Annotated in this window: 13 protein-coding genes and 2 tRNA genes; 2 read left to right on the forward strand and 13 right to left on the reverse strand. The window is 63.6% G+C overall.

The window, feature by feature from the left end; genetic code table 11:
- Window position 1: 1 nt before the first annotated feature.
- The 10 genes from CDA09_RS12120 to CDA09_RS12165 form a co-directional block, all read right to left on the reverse strand.
- Window positions 2-2551 (reverse strand): FAD-dependent oxidoreductase, encoded by a 2550-nt coding sequence (locus CDA09_RS12120; RefSeq protein ID WP_286164100.1) that lies wholly within the window; start codon window positions 2549-2551, stop codon window positions 2-4.
- Between the two features lie 52 nt (window positions 2552-2603).
- Window positions 2604-3245: a CehA/McbA family metallohydrolase gene (locus tag CDA09_RS12125; RefSeq protein ID WP_121428932.1), complete on the reverse strand. Its 642-nt coding sequence runs from the start codon at window positions 3243-3245 to the stop codon at window positions 2604-2606.
- A gap of 30 nt (window positions 3246-3275) precedes the next feature.
- Window positions 3276-3728 carry a GNAT family N-acetyltransferase gene (locus CDA09_RS12130; RefSeq protein ID WP_121428933.1) on the reverse strand — a complete coding sequence of 151 codons (453 nt, stop codon included), beginning with the start codon at window positions 3726-3728 and terminating at the stop codon, window positions 3276-3278.
- Window positions 3729-3779: 51 nt separating this feature from the next.
- On the reverse strand, window positions 3780-4076 hold the full coding sequence (locus tag CDA09_RS12135) for a hypothetical protein (RefSeq protein WP_286164101.1): 297 nt from the start codon (window positions 4074-4076) through the stop codon (window positions 3780-3782).
- Between the two features lie 40 nt (window positions 4077-4116).
- Window positions 4117-4401 (reverse strand): ferredoxin, encoded by a 285-nt coding sequence (locus tag CDA09_RS12140; protein ID WP_121428935.1) that lies wholly within the window; start codon window positions 4399-4401, stop codon window positions 4117-4119.
- A 62-nt stretch (window positions 4402-4463) separates the two neighbouring features.
- Entirely contained in the window at window positions 4464-5369 is a 906-nt protein-coding gene (bzdQ, locus tag CDA09_RS12145) for a benzoyl-CoA reductase, bzd-type, subunit Q (RefSeq protein WP_121428936.1), read from the reverse strand.
- Between the two features lie 38 nt (window positions 5370-5407).
- Entirely contained in the window at window positions 5408-6217 is an 810-nt protein-coding gene (locus tag CDA09_RS12150; RefSeq protein WP_121428937.1) for an acyl-CoA dehydratase activase, read from the reverse strand.
- Window positions 6218-6245: 28 nt separating this feature from the next.
- On the reverse strand, window positions 6246-7550 hold the full coding sequence (gene bzdO / locus CDA09_RS12155; protein WP_121428938.1) for a benzoyl-CoA reductase, bzd-type, subunit O: 1305 nt from the start codon (window positions 7548-7550) through the stop codon (window positions 6246-6248).
- Between the two features lie 26 nt (window positions 7551-7576).
- Window positions 7577-8716 carry a benzoyl-CoA reductase, bzd-type, subunit N gene (bzdN, locus tag CDA09_RS12160; RefSeq protein ID WP_121428939.1) on the reverse strand — a complete coding sequence of 380 codons (1140 nt, stop codon included), beginning with the start codon at window positions 8714-8716 and terminating at the stop codon, window positions 7577-7579.
- Between the two features lie 476 nt (window positions 8717-9192).
- The gene (locus CDA09_RS12165; RefSeq protein ID WP_121428940.1) at window positions 9193-10089 is read right to left on the reverse strand and encodes a helix-turn-helix transcriptional regulator; all 897 of its coding nucleotides are present in this window, start codon (window positions 10087-10089) and stop codon (window positions 9193-9195) included.
- Window positions 10090-10288: 199 nt separating this feature from the next.
- Here CDA09_RS12165 and CDA09_RS12170 point away from each other — a divergent pair, with 199 nt between their 5' ends.
- The gene (locus tag CDA09_RS12170) at window positions 10289-10756 is read left to right on the forward strand and encodes a hypothetical protein (RefSeq protein ID WP_128106567.1); all 468 of its coding nucleotides are present in this window, start codon (window positions 10289-10291) and stop codon (window positions 10754-10756) included.
- A gap of 21 nt (window positions 10757-10777) precedes the next feature.
- Here CDA09_RS12170 and gltX read toward each other — a convergent pair whose 3' ends face one another.
- From gltX to CDA09_RS12185, 3 genes are all read right to left on the reverse strand, one after another.
- Entirely contained in the window at window positions 10778-12175 is a 1398-nt protein-coding gene (gltX, locus tag CDA09_RS12175; protein ID WP_121428942.1) for a glutamate--tRNA ligase, read from the reverse strand.
- Between the two features lie 138 nt (window positions 12176-12313).
- Window positions 12314-12388, reverse strand: a tRNA-Val gene (locus CDA09_RS12180).
- A gap of 27 nt (window positions 12389-12415) precedes the next feature.
- Window positions 12416-12490 (reverse strand) — tRNA-Val (locus tag CDA09_RS12185).
- A 213-nt stretch (window positions 12491-12703) separates the two neighbouring features.
- Here CDA09_RS12185 and CDA09_RS12190 point away from each other — a divergent pair.
- The gene (locus tag CDA09_RS12190; protein ID WP_121428943.1) at window positions 12704-13207 is read left to right on the forward strand and encodes a hypothetical protein; all 504 of its coding nucleotides are present in this window, start codon (window positions 12704-12706) and stop codon (window positions 13205-13207) included.
- Window positions 13208-13210: the final 3 nt, after the last annotated feature.

Here is a 13210-nt window from a genome sequence, read left to right on the forward strand (position 1 = left end):
ATCAGAACAAATCGTCGAGCTCGTCCGACCCGCCGCCCGGCATCTTTCCGTACTGCTGCAGGTAGGCCTGGATCATCTGGCTTTCGCGTGAGGTAAAGAGCGCGGCTTCCTCGAACACGAAGTTCGTCGCGTCGCCCCCGCGTTCAAGCTGCTCCATCAACCCGGCGCGCAGGTTCTCCACACCCTTGATCATCAGCACGTTCTTGTCGCCGTCAAGCAACTGGAACACGCCAGATTCGGTTGGCACGGACGCGATCGTCGCCTCGTCGAATTTCAGCGACGACTCCGGCGGCAGCACCGCCTCGGCGATCTTCGGCGCGAGGTTGCACTTGAAGCAGCGGGCCGCCTCCGCCCGCGCCGTCGCGTCGTCGAAGCCCAGCTCGACCTCGTCCCAGCCGGTACGCTGCTCGGGCGCCAGCATGATCGGGTGGAACTTGCGGATCTTGTTGAAGCCTTTCTTGCGGCCGATGTACGGGCTGGTCTCCCAGCCGTCGCGCAGCAGCACTTCGGAGATGTCGCCATCGCCGCCCAGCACGATGTCCATCGCGGAAGCCGCCACCCGGCCCTGCGCGACCGACTCGATCAGCGTCGAAGGTCCGAGCACGCAGTCGCCGCCGGCATACACCTTCGGCCGGCTCGTCAGCATCGAATCCTCGCGCACCGTGATGCGGCCCTTGCGGTCGGTCTCGACGCCGAAGCCTTCGAAACGCTTCGGGAACTGGCCGATCGCGGCGATCACCAGATCCACGCCTTCGACGACTTCCTCGCCGGTCTCGACCGGCTTGCGGCGGCCGGAGGCATCGGCCTCGCCCAGCGCCATCTTGGCGTAGGTGATCTGCAGGCGGAAGCCGTTGGTGCCCGGCTCGATCTTCTTCGGCGCGAGCAGGTAGCGGATATTCACGCCCTCCTCCACGCAGCCCTCGAATTCCTCCAGGCGCGCCGGCATCTCTTCGCGGGTGCGGCGATACACCATGTCGACCTCGGCACCGAAGCGGCGCGAGGAACGCGCGTTGTCGGTCGCGACGTTGCCGCCGCCGATCACCGCGACCTTCTTGCCGGTCTGGATGCCCTCGGGGGTATTCACGAGGCCCATCGTCACGGCCTTCAGGTAGGTCGGACTGTCGACCACGCCCGGCAGGTCGTCGCCGGGGATGCCCAGCTTGTCGCCGCCCTGCGCGCCGATGCCGACGAACACTGCACCATACCCATCGTTGAAGAGGGTATCGACGCTGTCGACCTTGGCGCCGAAGCGGAACTCGACGCCCAGGGCCGAGACTTCCGCGACCTCGTTGTCGATGACTTCTGCCGGCACGCGGTAGGACGGGATGCCGTAGCGCGCCATGCCGCCGGCGGCCGGCTGCGCGTCGAAGATGGTTACGCCGTGGCCCTGCTTCGCGAGGTAGTACGCCACCGTCAGACCGGCCGGGCCGGCGCCGATCACGGCGGCCTTCTTGCCGGTCGCCGGCAGCTTCTTCGCGTGTTCGCGCCAGATCCCCGTGTCGTTGTCGGCGGCGATGCGCTTGAGGTTGCGGATCGACAGCGGATCGTCGAGATCCTTGCGGCGACAGGCCGATTCGCACATCGCGAAACAGGCACGGCCGAGGATGCCCGGGAACGGCAGCTTTTCGCGCACCACGGCGATCGCCTCGCCATACTTGCCTTCGGCGGCGAGCTGCACGTAGCGCGGCACGTCGATGCCGGCGGGACAGGCATTCCGGCACGGCACCATCGACTCCTCGCGCTTCGCGGGGTCGAGCGTGCGGTCCATCAGCGCGCCGGTCGGGCACACGGTCACACAGGCCTGGCAGAAGGTACAGCCGGATTCGATCAGCGTCGGCGCGATCGTGCCGACATAGGTGCGCGTGCCTTGCGGCGTCTCGACTTCCTTCACTTCGAGACAGCCCACGCCGCGCACGTCGTTACAGGCGACGAGGCAGCGGCGGCAGTCGATACAGAGGTTGTAGTCGCGGTCGAAGAACGGCTCGTCCTTGATGATCGGCAACTGCACCGGCTTGTACGGCGGCGTGGTGTTCGGAATGCCGATATAGTCGGAGACCTTGCGCAGCTCACAGGACGAGAAGATCGTGCAGCAGCGCGTTTCCTGCGGATTGCCGTAGGAGCACTGCGAGCGCGAACAGCCGTCGCGCTGCGGACAGGTGAGACAGACGTGCGGGTGCGGGCCGAGGATCTTCGCGAGATTCTTCTGGCGCACCTCCTGGATCGCTGCGGACTTCGTCGTCACGGTCATGCCGGCCGTGACGGTGGTCGAACAGGCCTTCGAGAGGCCGTCCGTGCCATCGATCTCGACCATGCACAGATTACAGCCGCCGTCCCCCGCGCCGCGCTGACCGGCAGGCGGCAGATCGGGGTGCGCGCACAGCGCCGGAATGTAGAGACCTGCGGCGGTTGCGGCATTCAGCACCGACGCGCCCGCGGGCGCCTCGATCTCCACGCCGTCGATCGTCAGCTTCACCGGCGCGCCGAACTCGGTCATTCCGACCGGCTTGCTCGCTTTCCACCACCTGATTTCCGATGTCTGCACGGCTTCCATGTCTCTCTCGTCCTCTATTCTGCTCCGGGCTTAGCGTGTGCCCGGTCGGTTCTTATGCTGCCTGTGCGAGCTGCTGGTAACCCGGGTAATAACTCCCCTGGCACGCTCCTGCCCGCACCGCGGCAATGAAACTCGCCATGTCGGTGACGGTCTGCGAGAACTTCGTCGCGCACCGGCCGACCGCAATCGTCTTGTGGCAATCGCTGCCGCCCAGCGCAGGCAGGGCCATGTGGCGAGCGGCACTGATTGCCAGATCGTTGTCGCTGTCGAGGTTGCCGCCGTTATGCGTTTCCACGGCGGCAATCCCGGTGAGGTCGAGCAGGCCGTGCAGCAGGCTGGCCACGCCGACCTCGCGGAACGGATGGGCCGGCACGCAGATTCCGCCGATGCTGTTGATGTGCTCGATGACGTCGTTCATCGGGAGGTAATTGTCGCGCCCCCAGATGTTCCAGCCGTCATCCTGCATACCGTACGCCAGCATGTGCCCGCGATCGGTTGCGATCTCCACGCCGCGCAGCACCAGGAAACCCTCGTCGCGCGCGACCTGCTCGACCGGCCGCGACGCTTCGTACGAGTAATGCTCGGTGATGCAGACTCCGTCGAGTCCCAGCGCCTTCGCACGGCGGATCAGATCCACCGGCTCCAGCCAGTTGTCGTAGGAGTACTTGGTATGGCAATGGCAATCGATCCACATCGGACGGACTCCGCGCGCCGGCCTGGCCGCTCAGGAAACGGTGTACTCGAGGTTGATGCGCTTGGACGGCGAGAAGCGCTGGCGGGAGAAGAATTTCTCCAGCGCGAAGTCGTCCCAGTTCACCAGCGTGTAGACCTTCTTCACGCCCGCGGCCTTCATGTTCATCATGAACTGGTCGAGCAGCTCGCTCGCCACGCCGCGGTTCTGGAAGCGCGGATCGACGCCGATCGTGTCGATCGTCGCGGTCGACTCGGGAATGCCGAACTCGCCGAAATACACGTCGCCCATCACGAAACCGGCGATCTTGCCGTCGATCTCGCACACGAGCGACGAATTGATGTTGTGGGTCGGGTTCAGGATCCCTTCAAGCTTGCGCTCGTAGTAATCGCGGCGATTCTGCTTCGAACCTGCTGCGTCGATCTCGACGATCGCATTCAGGTCTTCCTTCTTCAGCACCCGCATCACACGCTTCTGATCAGACATTTACCTATCTCCTTTGGTTGGCAGTTCCGCGTCCGTTCGCGTCGCCGCCTCTCAGAACAGTTCGTCTTCCTGCTGGGGCTTCGTCGAGCGGCGCGTGTACACCGTACCGATGATCTTCCCCATTTCCTGGTCGGTGTCGAGGCAGGTCGTGCAGCCGTCACCTTCGGTCTGATAGCTCTCGACGTGCACCTCGAAGCCCATGCCCCGGTACGCTTCGGCGATTTCCGACAGCCGCGGCTCGCCGATCGTCGTCAGGCGCTTCCAGCCTTCCCGCAACAGGCGATCCTCGACGTCCTCTTCGCGCGCGGCGCCGGCCAGCTTGATCGGGATCGTCTTCTTCGTGCTCATCTTGGAACCCTCCGTCATCGCCGGGAACATGGTCTACTCCTTACCAGGAATGCTTGATCGCGCCCGGCGTACAGGCGGAGGTACAGGGCAGGCTGGTGTAGCCGCCCGCCGGCTTGCACGCGGCACAGTCATAGGCGAGCGCCCGCGTTTTCTCCTTCTTCACCCACGCCACTTCGTCGTCGTAGTCATCGGTGATGATTTCGAACATCTGCTGCGGACAGGCCTTCAGACAAGCCCGCTCGGCCGCACAGTCGATGCACTTGTCCGTGTCGATGCTGATGTAGTACTCGCCGGAACCGTCCTTGTAACCGTAGTTCGCGATCATTTCCCTCTCCTGGATTCATTGCGCCGCGGCGCCCTTGCGGAGCACCGCGGCCCCGGCACCAATTACTTGGCGGCCTGCTTCTGCATCAGCGTGTAGCCGAACAGCGCGGCACCCAGCGCGCCGGCGATCTGGCTGTCGATCTTAGTCTCGAGCTGCTTGATGCCCAGCAGCTTCTCGATCCGCTTCACGACGCCCGGGTTCTTCGCGATGCCGCCGGTGATGAAGAAGCCTTCTTCCACGCCGATCCGCTCCAGCAGGCTCACGACGCGCTCGGCCATCGCCTGGCAGTACGCGGCGATCACCTTGTTCTTCGTGTAGCCGGCCTTCAGGAGCGCCAGCGCCTCGGACTTCGCGAACACCACGCAGATCGACGACACGGCTTCCGGCTCGACGTCGACGTCGAACGAACGCGGGCCCAGCTCGGCGATGGGGATCTGCATCAGGTCGGAGATGACTTCCATGCCGCGCCCGGTACCGGCCGCGCACTTGTCGTTCATCAGGAAGTTCGTGACCTTGCCCTTGTCGTCGCAGTGGATGGCCTTGCAGTCCTGGCCGCCCATGTCGAGGATGGTGCGCACCTTGTTGCCGCCCATGTAGTTCGCGCCGCGGGCGTGGCACGCGATCTCGGTGATCGCCTTGTGGGCGAAGGGCACGTTCACCCGGCCGTAGCCAGTGCCGACGACATAGTTGATGTCCTCGAGCTTCATGCCGATCTTGTCCATGATGCCCTGCAGCGCATTCTTGGCCGAGTCCGGCGAGTTGTTGCCGGTGCGCATGCTGTTGTAGCCAAACAGCTCGCCGTCACACACCAGCACCGCCTGCGAGGACACCGAACCGACGTCGATGCCGCAGGTGATGATCTTGGCGTCCTTCCAGTTCTTCGTCTCGTCGAACCAGGTGTTTTCCTGCCAGCGCCAGAATTCCTTTTTCTCGGGGGCGGCGGTGGCGGCAGCAACTTCTGCATTCATTTGATCGCTCCTTAATCCGTATCTGTTCGCGTGTCGGTTCAGTGCACTCGTTCGGCTGCAATCAGCGCGCAACCCAGGGCGCTGACGAACTCGGGCAGTTCAGGCAGAAGAACCTCTTCGACGTCCATCGCATTCTTCAGCGACTGGACGAAGCCGGGGTTGTGGCCCATGCCGCCGATCAGCACGACGTTGCCTTCGATGCCGACGCGACGCACCATCGCGCACACGCGACTCGCCACCGCGTCCAACACGGCCTTCGCAATGTCTTCCTTCGGCGTCGAGGAGTGGATCAGCGACACCACCTCCGACTCCGCGAACACCGTGCATTGCGCGTTCATCGGGATGCTCTTGTCGGACTTCAGGCTCGCCTCGCCGAACTCCTTGAGCGACAGCTGCAGCGCGCGGCTCATCGCCTCGGCGAAGGAACCGGCGCCCGCGGCGCACTTCTCGTTACCGGCGAAGTCGACCGCCTTGCCGTCCGAGTCGGTCTTGATGCCGCGACCTTCCTCGGCGCCGACGTCCACCACCGTGCGAGCCTGCGGGTACATGAACACCGCACCGCGTGCGCCGGCGGTCATCTCGGTGACGCCTTCGGTCGCGAAGGCCACCTGACCGCGGCCGGCGCCCGTCGCGAAGACCGACTTCACCTGATCACGGCTCACTCCGGCTTCGGCGAGCGCAGTGTCGAAGGCTTTCTCGGCAGCCTGATCGGCGTCGAGGTCACCCGGCATCATCAGGTGAGCCTTCTTGACCGCGAAGCTTGGCTCCTTGGCACCTTCAACCTTGATTTGTTCCAGCAGCACCACCTTGACGCTGCGGGAGCCCATATCGATTCCAGCGGTAATCATTCTCGTCTCCTCTTGGCTCTGTTTCGGATCAGGCGGCCTGACGGCGCACCCCAAGCTGTTCCATGAAGGCGTCGACACGTGCCTGGGTACGCACTTCGTCGAATTCGCGCTCGTCGCCCATGTTCCCTTCGAACGTCATCACCGGCGTGCCCGACTTCGCGATCGCGAGGCGGTTTTCCATGATGCCGACCGACAGGCCTTCGCAACCGCGGTTCAGGTGCAGCATCACGCCGTCGACCTGCCATTCCTTGATGATGCGCATCATCATTTCGCTCTTGATGCGCGGATCGTAGAAGTGCTGCCACTGCGGCTTCGACAGGTTCCAGTCGGCGTACAGACGCACGGCGGTGTCGCGATCCTTGATCTCGATGCCCTTGTTCCACGGCAGCGTGCGACCACCCCAGGTACCGTCGGCCTTCTCTTCCCAGATGCCTTCGAGGGCGAAGGTGTAGAGCGAGCCGATCGACACCGCACCGTAGGTTTCGAGGTAGCGGAAGATCTTCAGGAAGGACCAGGGCGGCTGGGTGTCCGTCATCAGACGGATGGTCTCGTTCGGCACTGCGGCGATGCCACGGGCGACGCGATCCTTCACTTCCTCGTACAGCTCGTCCATGAAGTCGGCGCACCACTTCGAGGACTTCGACAGCGTGCAGAGCACGTACAGCGAGTACATCGTCTTCTCGTCGAGCGGCGCCGGCTTGACCTTGTTCAGCGCGCAGATATCCGCCCAGCGGGAGGTCGAACGCATCTCGTTCTTGACTGCCTCGATGAACAGCTCGTCGCTGAACTCGCGCCCGGTGGCCTTCTGCACGAATTCGATGCCGTCATGCAGCTGGTTGGCGACATAGTCCAGGCGGGCGTCCGTCATGTCCTTGTACGGACCGACGCCGACGTCCAGGTAGAACTCGGGGATCTTCTCTTCCTTCGCGACGTGCTGGTACCACTTGGAGTGCGAGCAGCAGATCTGCGTCTGGAACACGAAATCGGGCTTCGGGAACTCGCCGCCGAAGGCGTACTTGTTCAGGTGCATGCCGCCCCAGTAGATCCGCATGTACGAGCACAGGTCACGGGCGAAACCGTAGGCTTCGGCCGCGTCCATGCACTCCTTGGCGAATTTGCGGTCGTGGGCAACGGCAGCGGCGTACGGCTCGCCGGTCAGCGAATAGACATCCTCGCCGAGGCCGGCGGGAACGGCGTCGAGCGCCCAGGCCGAGCCGGACCAGCGGATGCCGCCCTTCTCTTTCGCACGGGCGTAGTTCATGTAGTACTGCTCGCGAAGCTCCTTCGCCTTCTTCCAGAGCTTCAGCGGCTCGGTCGGATACAGATTTGCCATGGCGTTTACCCCTCTTTCCCGTCAGTTCAGAACAGCTCTTCTTCGCTCAGCGTCTCGAGGAATGCCTCGATACGGATGCGGAAGGGCCCGATCGGATTGGTGATGTCGAATTCCAGGAACAGCGTCGGAATCCCGTTATCCTCGAGATGACGCTTCAGATCCGGGTAATCGCCCTCGTGCGGATCGCAGAACTTCTGCTGCAGGAAGATCGCGCCTTGAACGCCGTAGTCCTTTGCCAGACCGAGAACGTGATCGAAGCGGGTGTGCGTCGGGTAATCCTTCGTCGGACAGGCCGGACGATCACAATAGCGCTCGGCAATCGCCTTGATGACATCACCTTCGGGCTTCGAGGCATTCCAGAAGTAGCGGCTGCCCGAGCACTGGTCATCGACGACGATGGTTGCACCAACCGACTCCACCATACCCATGAACGCGACGTCGTCGTTCTCGGAACCGATGGTCATGAAGCGGGCACCGGTCTTGCGCTCGACCTTGCGGGTCGGCAGCGCAGCGAGCACCTTCTTCAGCATCTCGTTGTGCTCGCGCTTGTCGATGAACTGCGCGGTCAGCGATGCATACAGGGCTTCGACGCCGGTCACCTTCGGGTCGGCTTCCTTGCGGAGCTCATACAGTTCGCGCAGCAGGCGGCGGTTCTCGTCGCACACGGCCAGCGCATCCTTGAGCATCGCGTCGGTGATTTCCTTGCCGGTCAGCGTCTGCAGGAACACGCGGAAGGACTGCACTTCCTCGTAGTGAGCCTTGCGCGAATGCTGCGACTGGACTTCGTTGGGCATCGGCACGTAGTAGTCCCACTTCACCGTGGGGACGTGCAGGCGCCAGGAACCGAAGGTCTGGCGATACTGGATGCACGACTGGGTCAGCGTCACGCCTTCGGCGTAGTCGAAGCGGCCCAGCAGGCCCTGCGCGAGCGAATCGCGGCAGAACGGACAGAACATGCCGAAGATGTGCGGCTCGGTCACGTTCTGCGGCTCGTGAGCGCCGAGGACGCGCACCGGCAGCATGCCGGCGGCGATCAGCAGCTCTTCGGGCGTATAGGTGCACATCGTTGCCACCACCTGGCCACCTGTCCGCGCCTTCCAGTCGCGTGCATAATCGTGGCGCTTCTCGTACCAGGTCTTGAACTGGTCGAACAAACCATCGCTCATCGAACTATCTCCTCTGATGTGTTCGCGGATCCGTTCCCCGACTCCGCGCTTGCTGCATTATTGTTCCGGCCCTGCATGATGTCGCATGTTACGCACTGGAGTGCATGCGATGTTGACCTAAATCAAACGACTGGCAGGTTGATATGCACGGGACTGCATTTTCAGTGGGCCAAATTGCAGTTAATTGCATTGCAGTGCACAATTAACATGCAATTTGCTGCATTGCAGCAGCAGCGCACGGCGCAGGCAGGCACGACAGATGGCGTTGCGGACCGCGCCGGAAGCGGCGCCGTGAAAGCCGGTGGGACTTCAGGGCATGCGGCAGCCGGCGACAAACCCGCCTCGCCGGCGGGATGTTGCAGCGCAAACCCGGCTGGCGGAGGGGTCAGGGGAGGTGTCGGCGAGCGGGGCGTGTCAGCGCGCGCCCTGTTTCATTCGGCACGCGCACGGGTCCGAATGGCGCGCAGGCCGCCGGATCAGCGGCTCAGGACTTCGAGGATGTCGAGGAAGGATTCTTCGGCCGTGCGGCCCGAAGTGTCGATGATCGCATCGGCCTTGCTGTACATCGCCGTGCGGCCGGCCAGGATGCGCTTGAGATCGTCCATCGCCTCCTGGTTCCCGTTCATCGGGCGGTAATCGCCCTGCGCCATCACCCGCGCCATATGCTCTTCAGGCGACGCGCGCAGCCAGATCGTGAAGCACGACGACAGCAACAGGTCGAAGTTGGCCGGCTCGGAGACGATACTGCCGCCGGCGATGAGGACGAAGGACTCGTTGTTCGCGACCACGGATTCCAGCCCGCGCCGCTCGTAGCGCCGATAAGCCGACTGGCCGTAGAGCGAGAAGATTTCCGACAGGTCCGCCCCCGCTTCCTGCTCGATCACTTTCGCCAGTTCGAGGAAAGGTACGTCGAGATGGTCGGCGAGCATCGTGCCGAGCGTCGACTTCCCCGCCCCGCGTAGCCCGATGAACGCAATGCGCTGCCGTCTTGCTGTGCGCCCGTTCGACTCCAGTTCGCTCTGCAGCAAGCGGCGCGCCCATTCGTGCGTCTTGGGCGGGAAGCGACCCAGGTACTGGATCAGAAGTGTCAGCTCCGGCGACTGCTCGGGTTCCTCGCGCACAAGATCGACGATCGGAAAACCGAGGCCCTGTGCGATCTGCCGCAGCAGGATGATCGAGATGTTGCCGTGCCCCGTTTCCAGCTGGGCAAGGTAGCGCTCCGACACGCCCGACTGCTGCGCCAGCATTTTGCGCGTCATTCCCCGCTGCGCGCGCAAGTCGCGAATGCGGTCGCCGAGCATCAGCAGGTAGTTGTTTTCCTCTACCGACAGATCCGGACGCTTGAGGCGCGACGAATTTTCATCGTTGGACATTTGGGGCCATCCTTGTAAACGGCAATAAAGTGCCGATGAATTATAGTGCGCAAGGTCGGGCCGGATTGCAACATGCAAACGTCGCGTCGGGCATTCGTACAAACCGCAGAAATTCGCGGTCAAGCGTCTGGGAAACGGATCTCGCATCGCGGATGATGCATATGGCATCATCCGGATTTTTTGCCGGCGCATGAATTACATGAAACGAACACGAGCCGTTCTCCCCATTCTTTTCTCGGCTGCCCTCGCATTCGGACAACCCGCGCACTCCGGCCAGGTATTCAAGTGCGCTTCCGACGGCGGGCGCGCCACCTATCAGGCCCTCCCCTGCCCGACTGAAGGCGATCGCATCGAACTGCGCGCACACGACCCCGAACCGGGAGAGCGCGCGGCGGCGCACAAGCGGGCTCGCAAGGAGCGGCGCTTCGTCGAGGCCATCGAGGCGGAACGGGAAGCCGCAAGGCGTAGCGCGCAAGCGCAACAGGATCTGCGCGACACGGAACGGCAGTCCCATGAAACGCGTTGTGCGAGCTACGTCGAGCGTGCAGAGCGCGCGGAAGCCGATGCGCGGATGCATGTGAAACGCAACCGCTACAAGCGCGACCACGAATTGCGCGCGCGCACCTTGCGGGATCGGCACTTCACGGAATGCTTTGCGGCCGGTTGAAACGGCCGCCGCAAACGAACGTCAGACGTAGCGGGCCATCCGGGCCAGTACGCGGTCGCGCCCGAGCACTTCGAGTACGGCGTCGATCGCCGGCGTCTGCGCGACGCCCAGCGTTGCCACACGCAGCGGAATGGCAACCTGGGGCATCTTCAAGCCATGTTCGGCCATCGTATCCTTGATGGCCTGGTTGAGCGTGGCCTTCTCCCACGGCGCGGATTCGAAGCGCGCCTTCAGGCTCGCAAGCGCGATGCGTGCTACCTCGCTCAGGTGCTGCGCGATGAGTTCGGGCGCCGGATGGACCTCGACGCAGTACAACTCGACCGAGTCTGCCAGTTCGCTGAGATTGGCGACACGTTCCTTGTACAGCGCGACGACCGACTCCAGTTCAGGTCCCGTTTCGGGATCGACACCGCGGCGGGCAAGCCGGCGCGAGACTTCGCCGGCAAGGCGGGCGTTGTCGGCCTGCTTGATGTAGTGCGCGTTCAGCCAGTTGAGCTTTTCGGTGTTGAACTGCGCGGCCGAGGGGGTGATGTGATCAAGGTCGAACCACTCAACGAATTGCTCGCGCGAAAAAATCTCGTCGTCGCCGTGACTCCAGCCGAGGCGGCCGAGGTAGTTCACGACCGCTTCAGGCAGATAGCCGTCGTCGTCGTACTGCATGACGCTGACGGCGCCATGCCGCTTCGACAGTTTGGTGCCGTCGTCGCCGAGGATCATCGACAGGTGGGCGTACAGCGGCACCTGCGCGCCGAGTGCCTGCAGGATGTTGATCTGGCGCGGCGTGTTGTTGACATGGTCGTCGCCGCGGATCACGTGCGTGATCCCCATGTCGAGGTCGTCGACAACGACGCAGAAGTTGTAGGTCGGCGTGCCGTCGGCACGGGCGATCACGAGGTCGTCGAGTTCGGCATTCGCAATCTCGATGCGCCCCTTGACGAGGTCGTCCCAGGCGACCACGCCTTCCGCCGGGTTGCGAAAGCGCACCACCGGCTGCACGCCCTCCGGCGGCGTCGGCAGGACCTTGCCCGGCTCGGGCCGCCAGCGGCCGTCGTAGCGCGGCTTCTCCCCCCGGGCGCGTTGCTCCTCGCGAATGCGGTCGAGTTCCTCGGGCGATGTGTAGCAGTAGTACGCCGTGCCGGCCGCCAGCATCTGCTGGATGACTTCCTTGTACCGGTCCATGCGTTGCATCTGATAGATCGGTCCCTCGTCGGCGTCGAGCCCCAGCCAGACCATGCCGTCGAGAATCGCCTGCACCGCCTCGGGCGTCGAGCGCGCGACATCGGTGTCCTCGATGCGCAGGATGAACGTGCCGCCGTGCCGGCGCGCAAACGCCCACGAGAACAGCGCGGTACGCGCGCCGCCGATGTGGAGGTAGCCGGTGGGGCTGGGGGCGAAACGGGTGCGAACGTTGGAAGCCATCGGTGGGAACTCGGGACCGGATCTAAAGACGCGGATTCTACGCCATCGGCCCGCATCCACGGCACGGGAGGCAAGGCAGCGGAATCCGCACGCAAAAAAACAAAAGCCCTGAAACCGAAGCTCCAGGGCCTTGCATTGTGGTGGGCGGTACTGGGATCGAACCAGTGACCCCTGCCGTGTGAAGGCAGTGCTCTACCGCTGAGCTAACCGCCCGGTATTCCGTGCGTCTTCGTCATCGACTGGTGGGCGGTACTGGGATCGAACCAGTGACCCCTGCCGTGTGAAGGCAGTGCTCTACCGCTGAGCTAACCGCCCAGTGTGGCGAAGAGGCGCGATTGTAGTGGGACGGGAATTCTTTCGTCAAGCGCGGGAGCCTATTCGCACCTGCGACTGCGCGTCATATGCCGCATCGCTGGCGCCACTGACCGGTGAGCGCCCGCAGCCTCGCCGCCTTGTCATCAATCGTGCCAAAATATTCCTTGACGTCCCTCGACGGACGTTGCCGAAAGAATAATCAGGAGACAATCAATGGGAGTGATTTTCGCGAAGACGGCGAAGGGACAGGAGGAGTTCGTCAGCCGTAGCGGGGGGCTGTCGCCGCGCGTGCGCAGGGTGCTGATTCTGGTCGATGGCCGGCGCACCGTCAGCGAGCTGCGCGAGCTGGTCGCCGCGGACGATCTGACACATACGCTGGGATCGCTCGAGGAACTCGGGATGATCGAAGTGTGCCAGTCGCCTTCCGCGGCCAGCCAGGAGCCTATGGATCGCCTGCCCTCGATCACGGCGTTTCGCGAACTGCCCGAGGCACGCAACGCGAAGGAGCTCGATATGGCGCGGAACTTCATGATCAATACGCTGAAGAACTTCTGCAGCCTGTACGGCCCGATCTCGCTGATGAGTCACATCAACTCGGCGGATTCGCACGAGAATCTGCGCGACCTCTACCCCGAGTGGTATCGGCTCATCGTGGAAAGCCGCTCGGGTCGGCGCCGGGCGGAGGATCTGCGCAACGACCTGCTGAAGGTACTCTGAGGA

The organism is Azoarcus sp. DN11, assembly GCF_003628555.1.
Classification (GTDB): domain Bacteria; phylum Pseudomonadota; class Gammaproteobacteria; order Burkholderiales; family Rhodocyclaceae; genus Aromatoleum.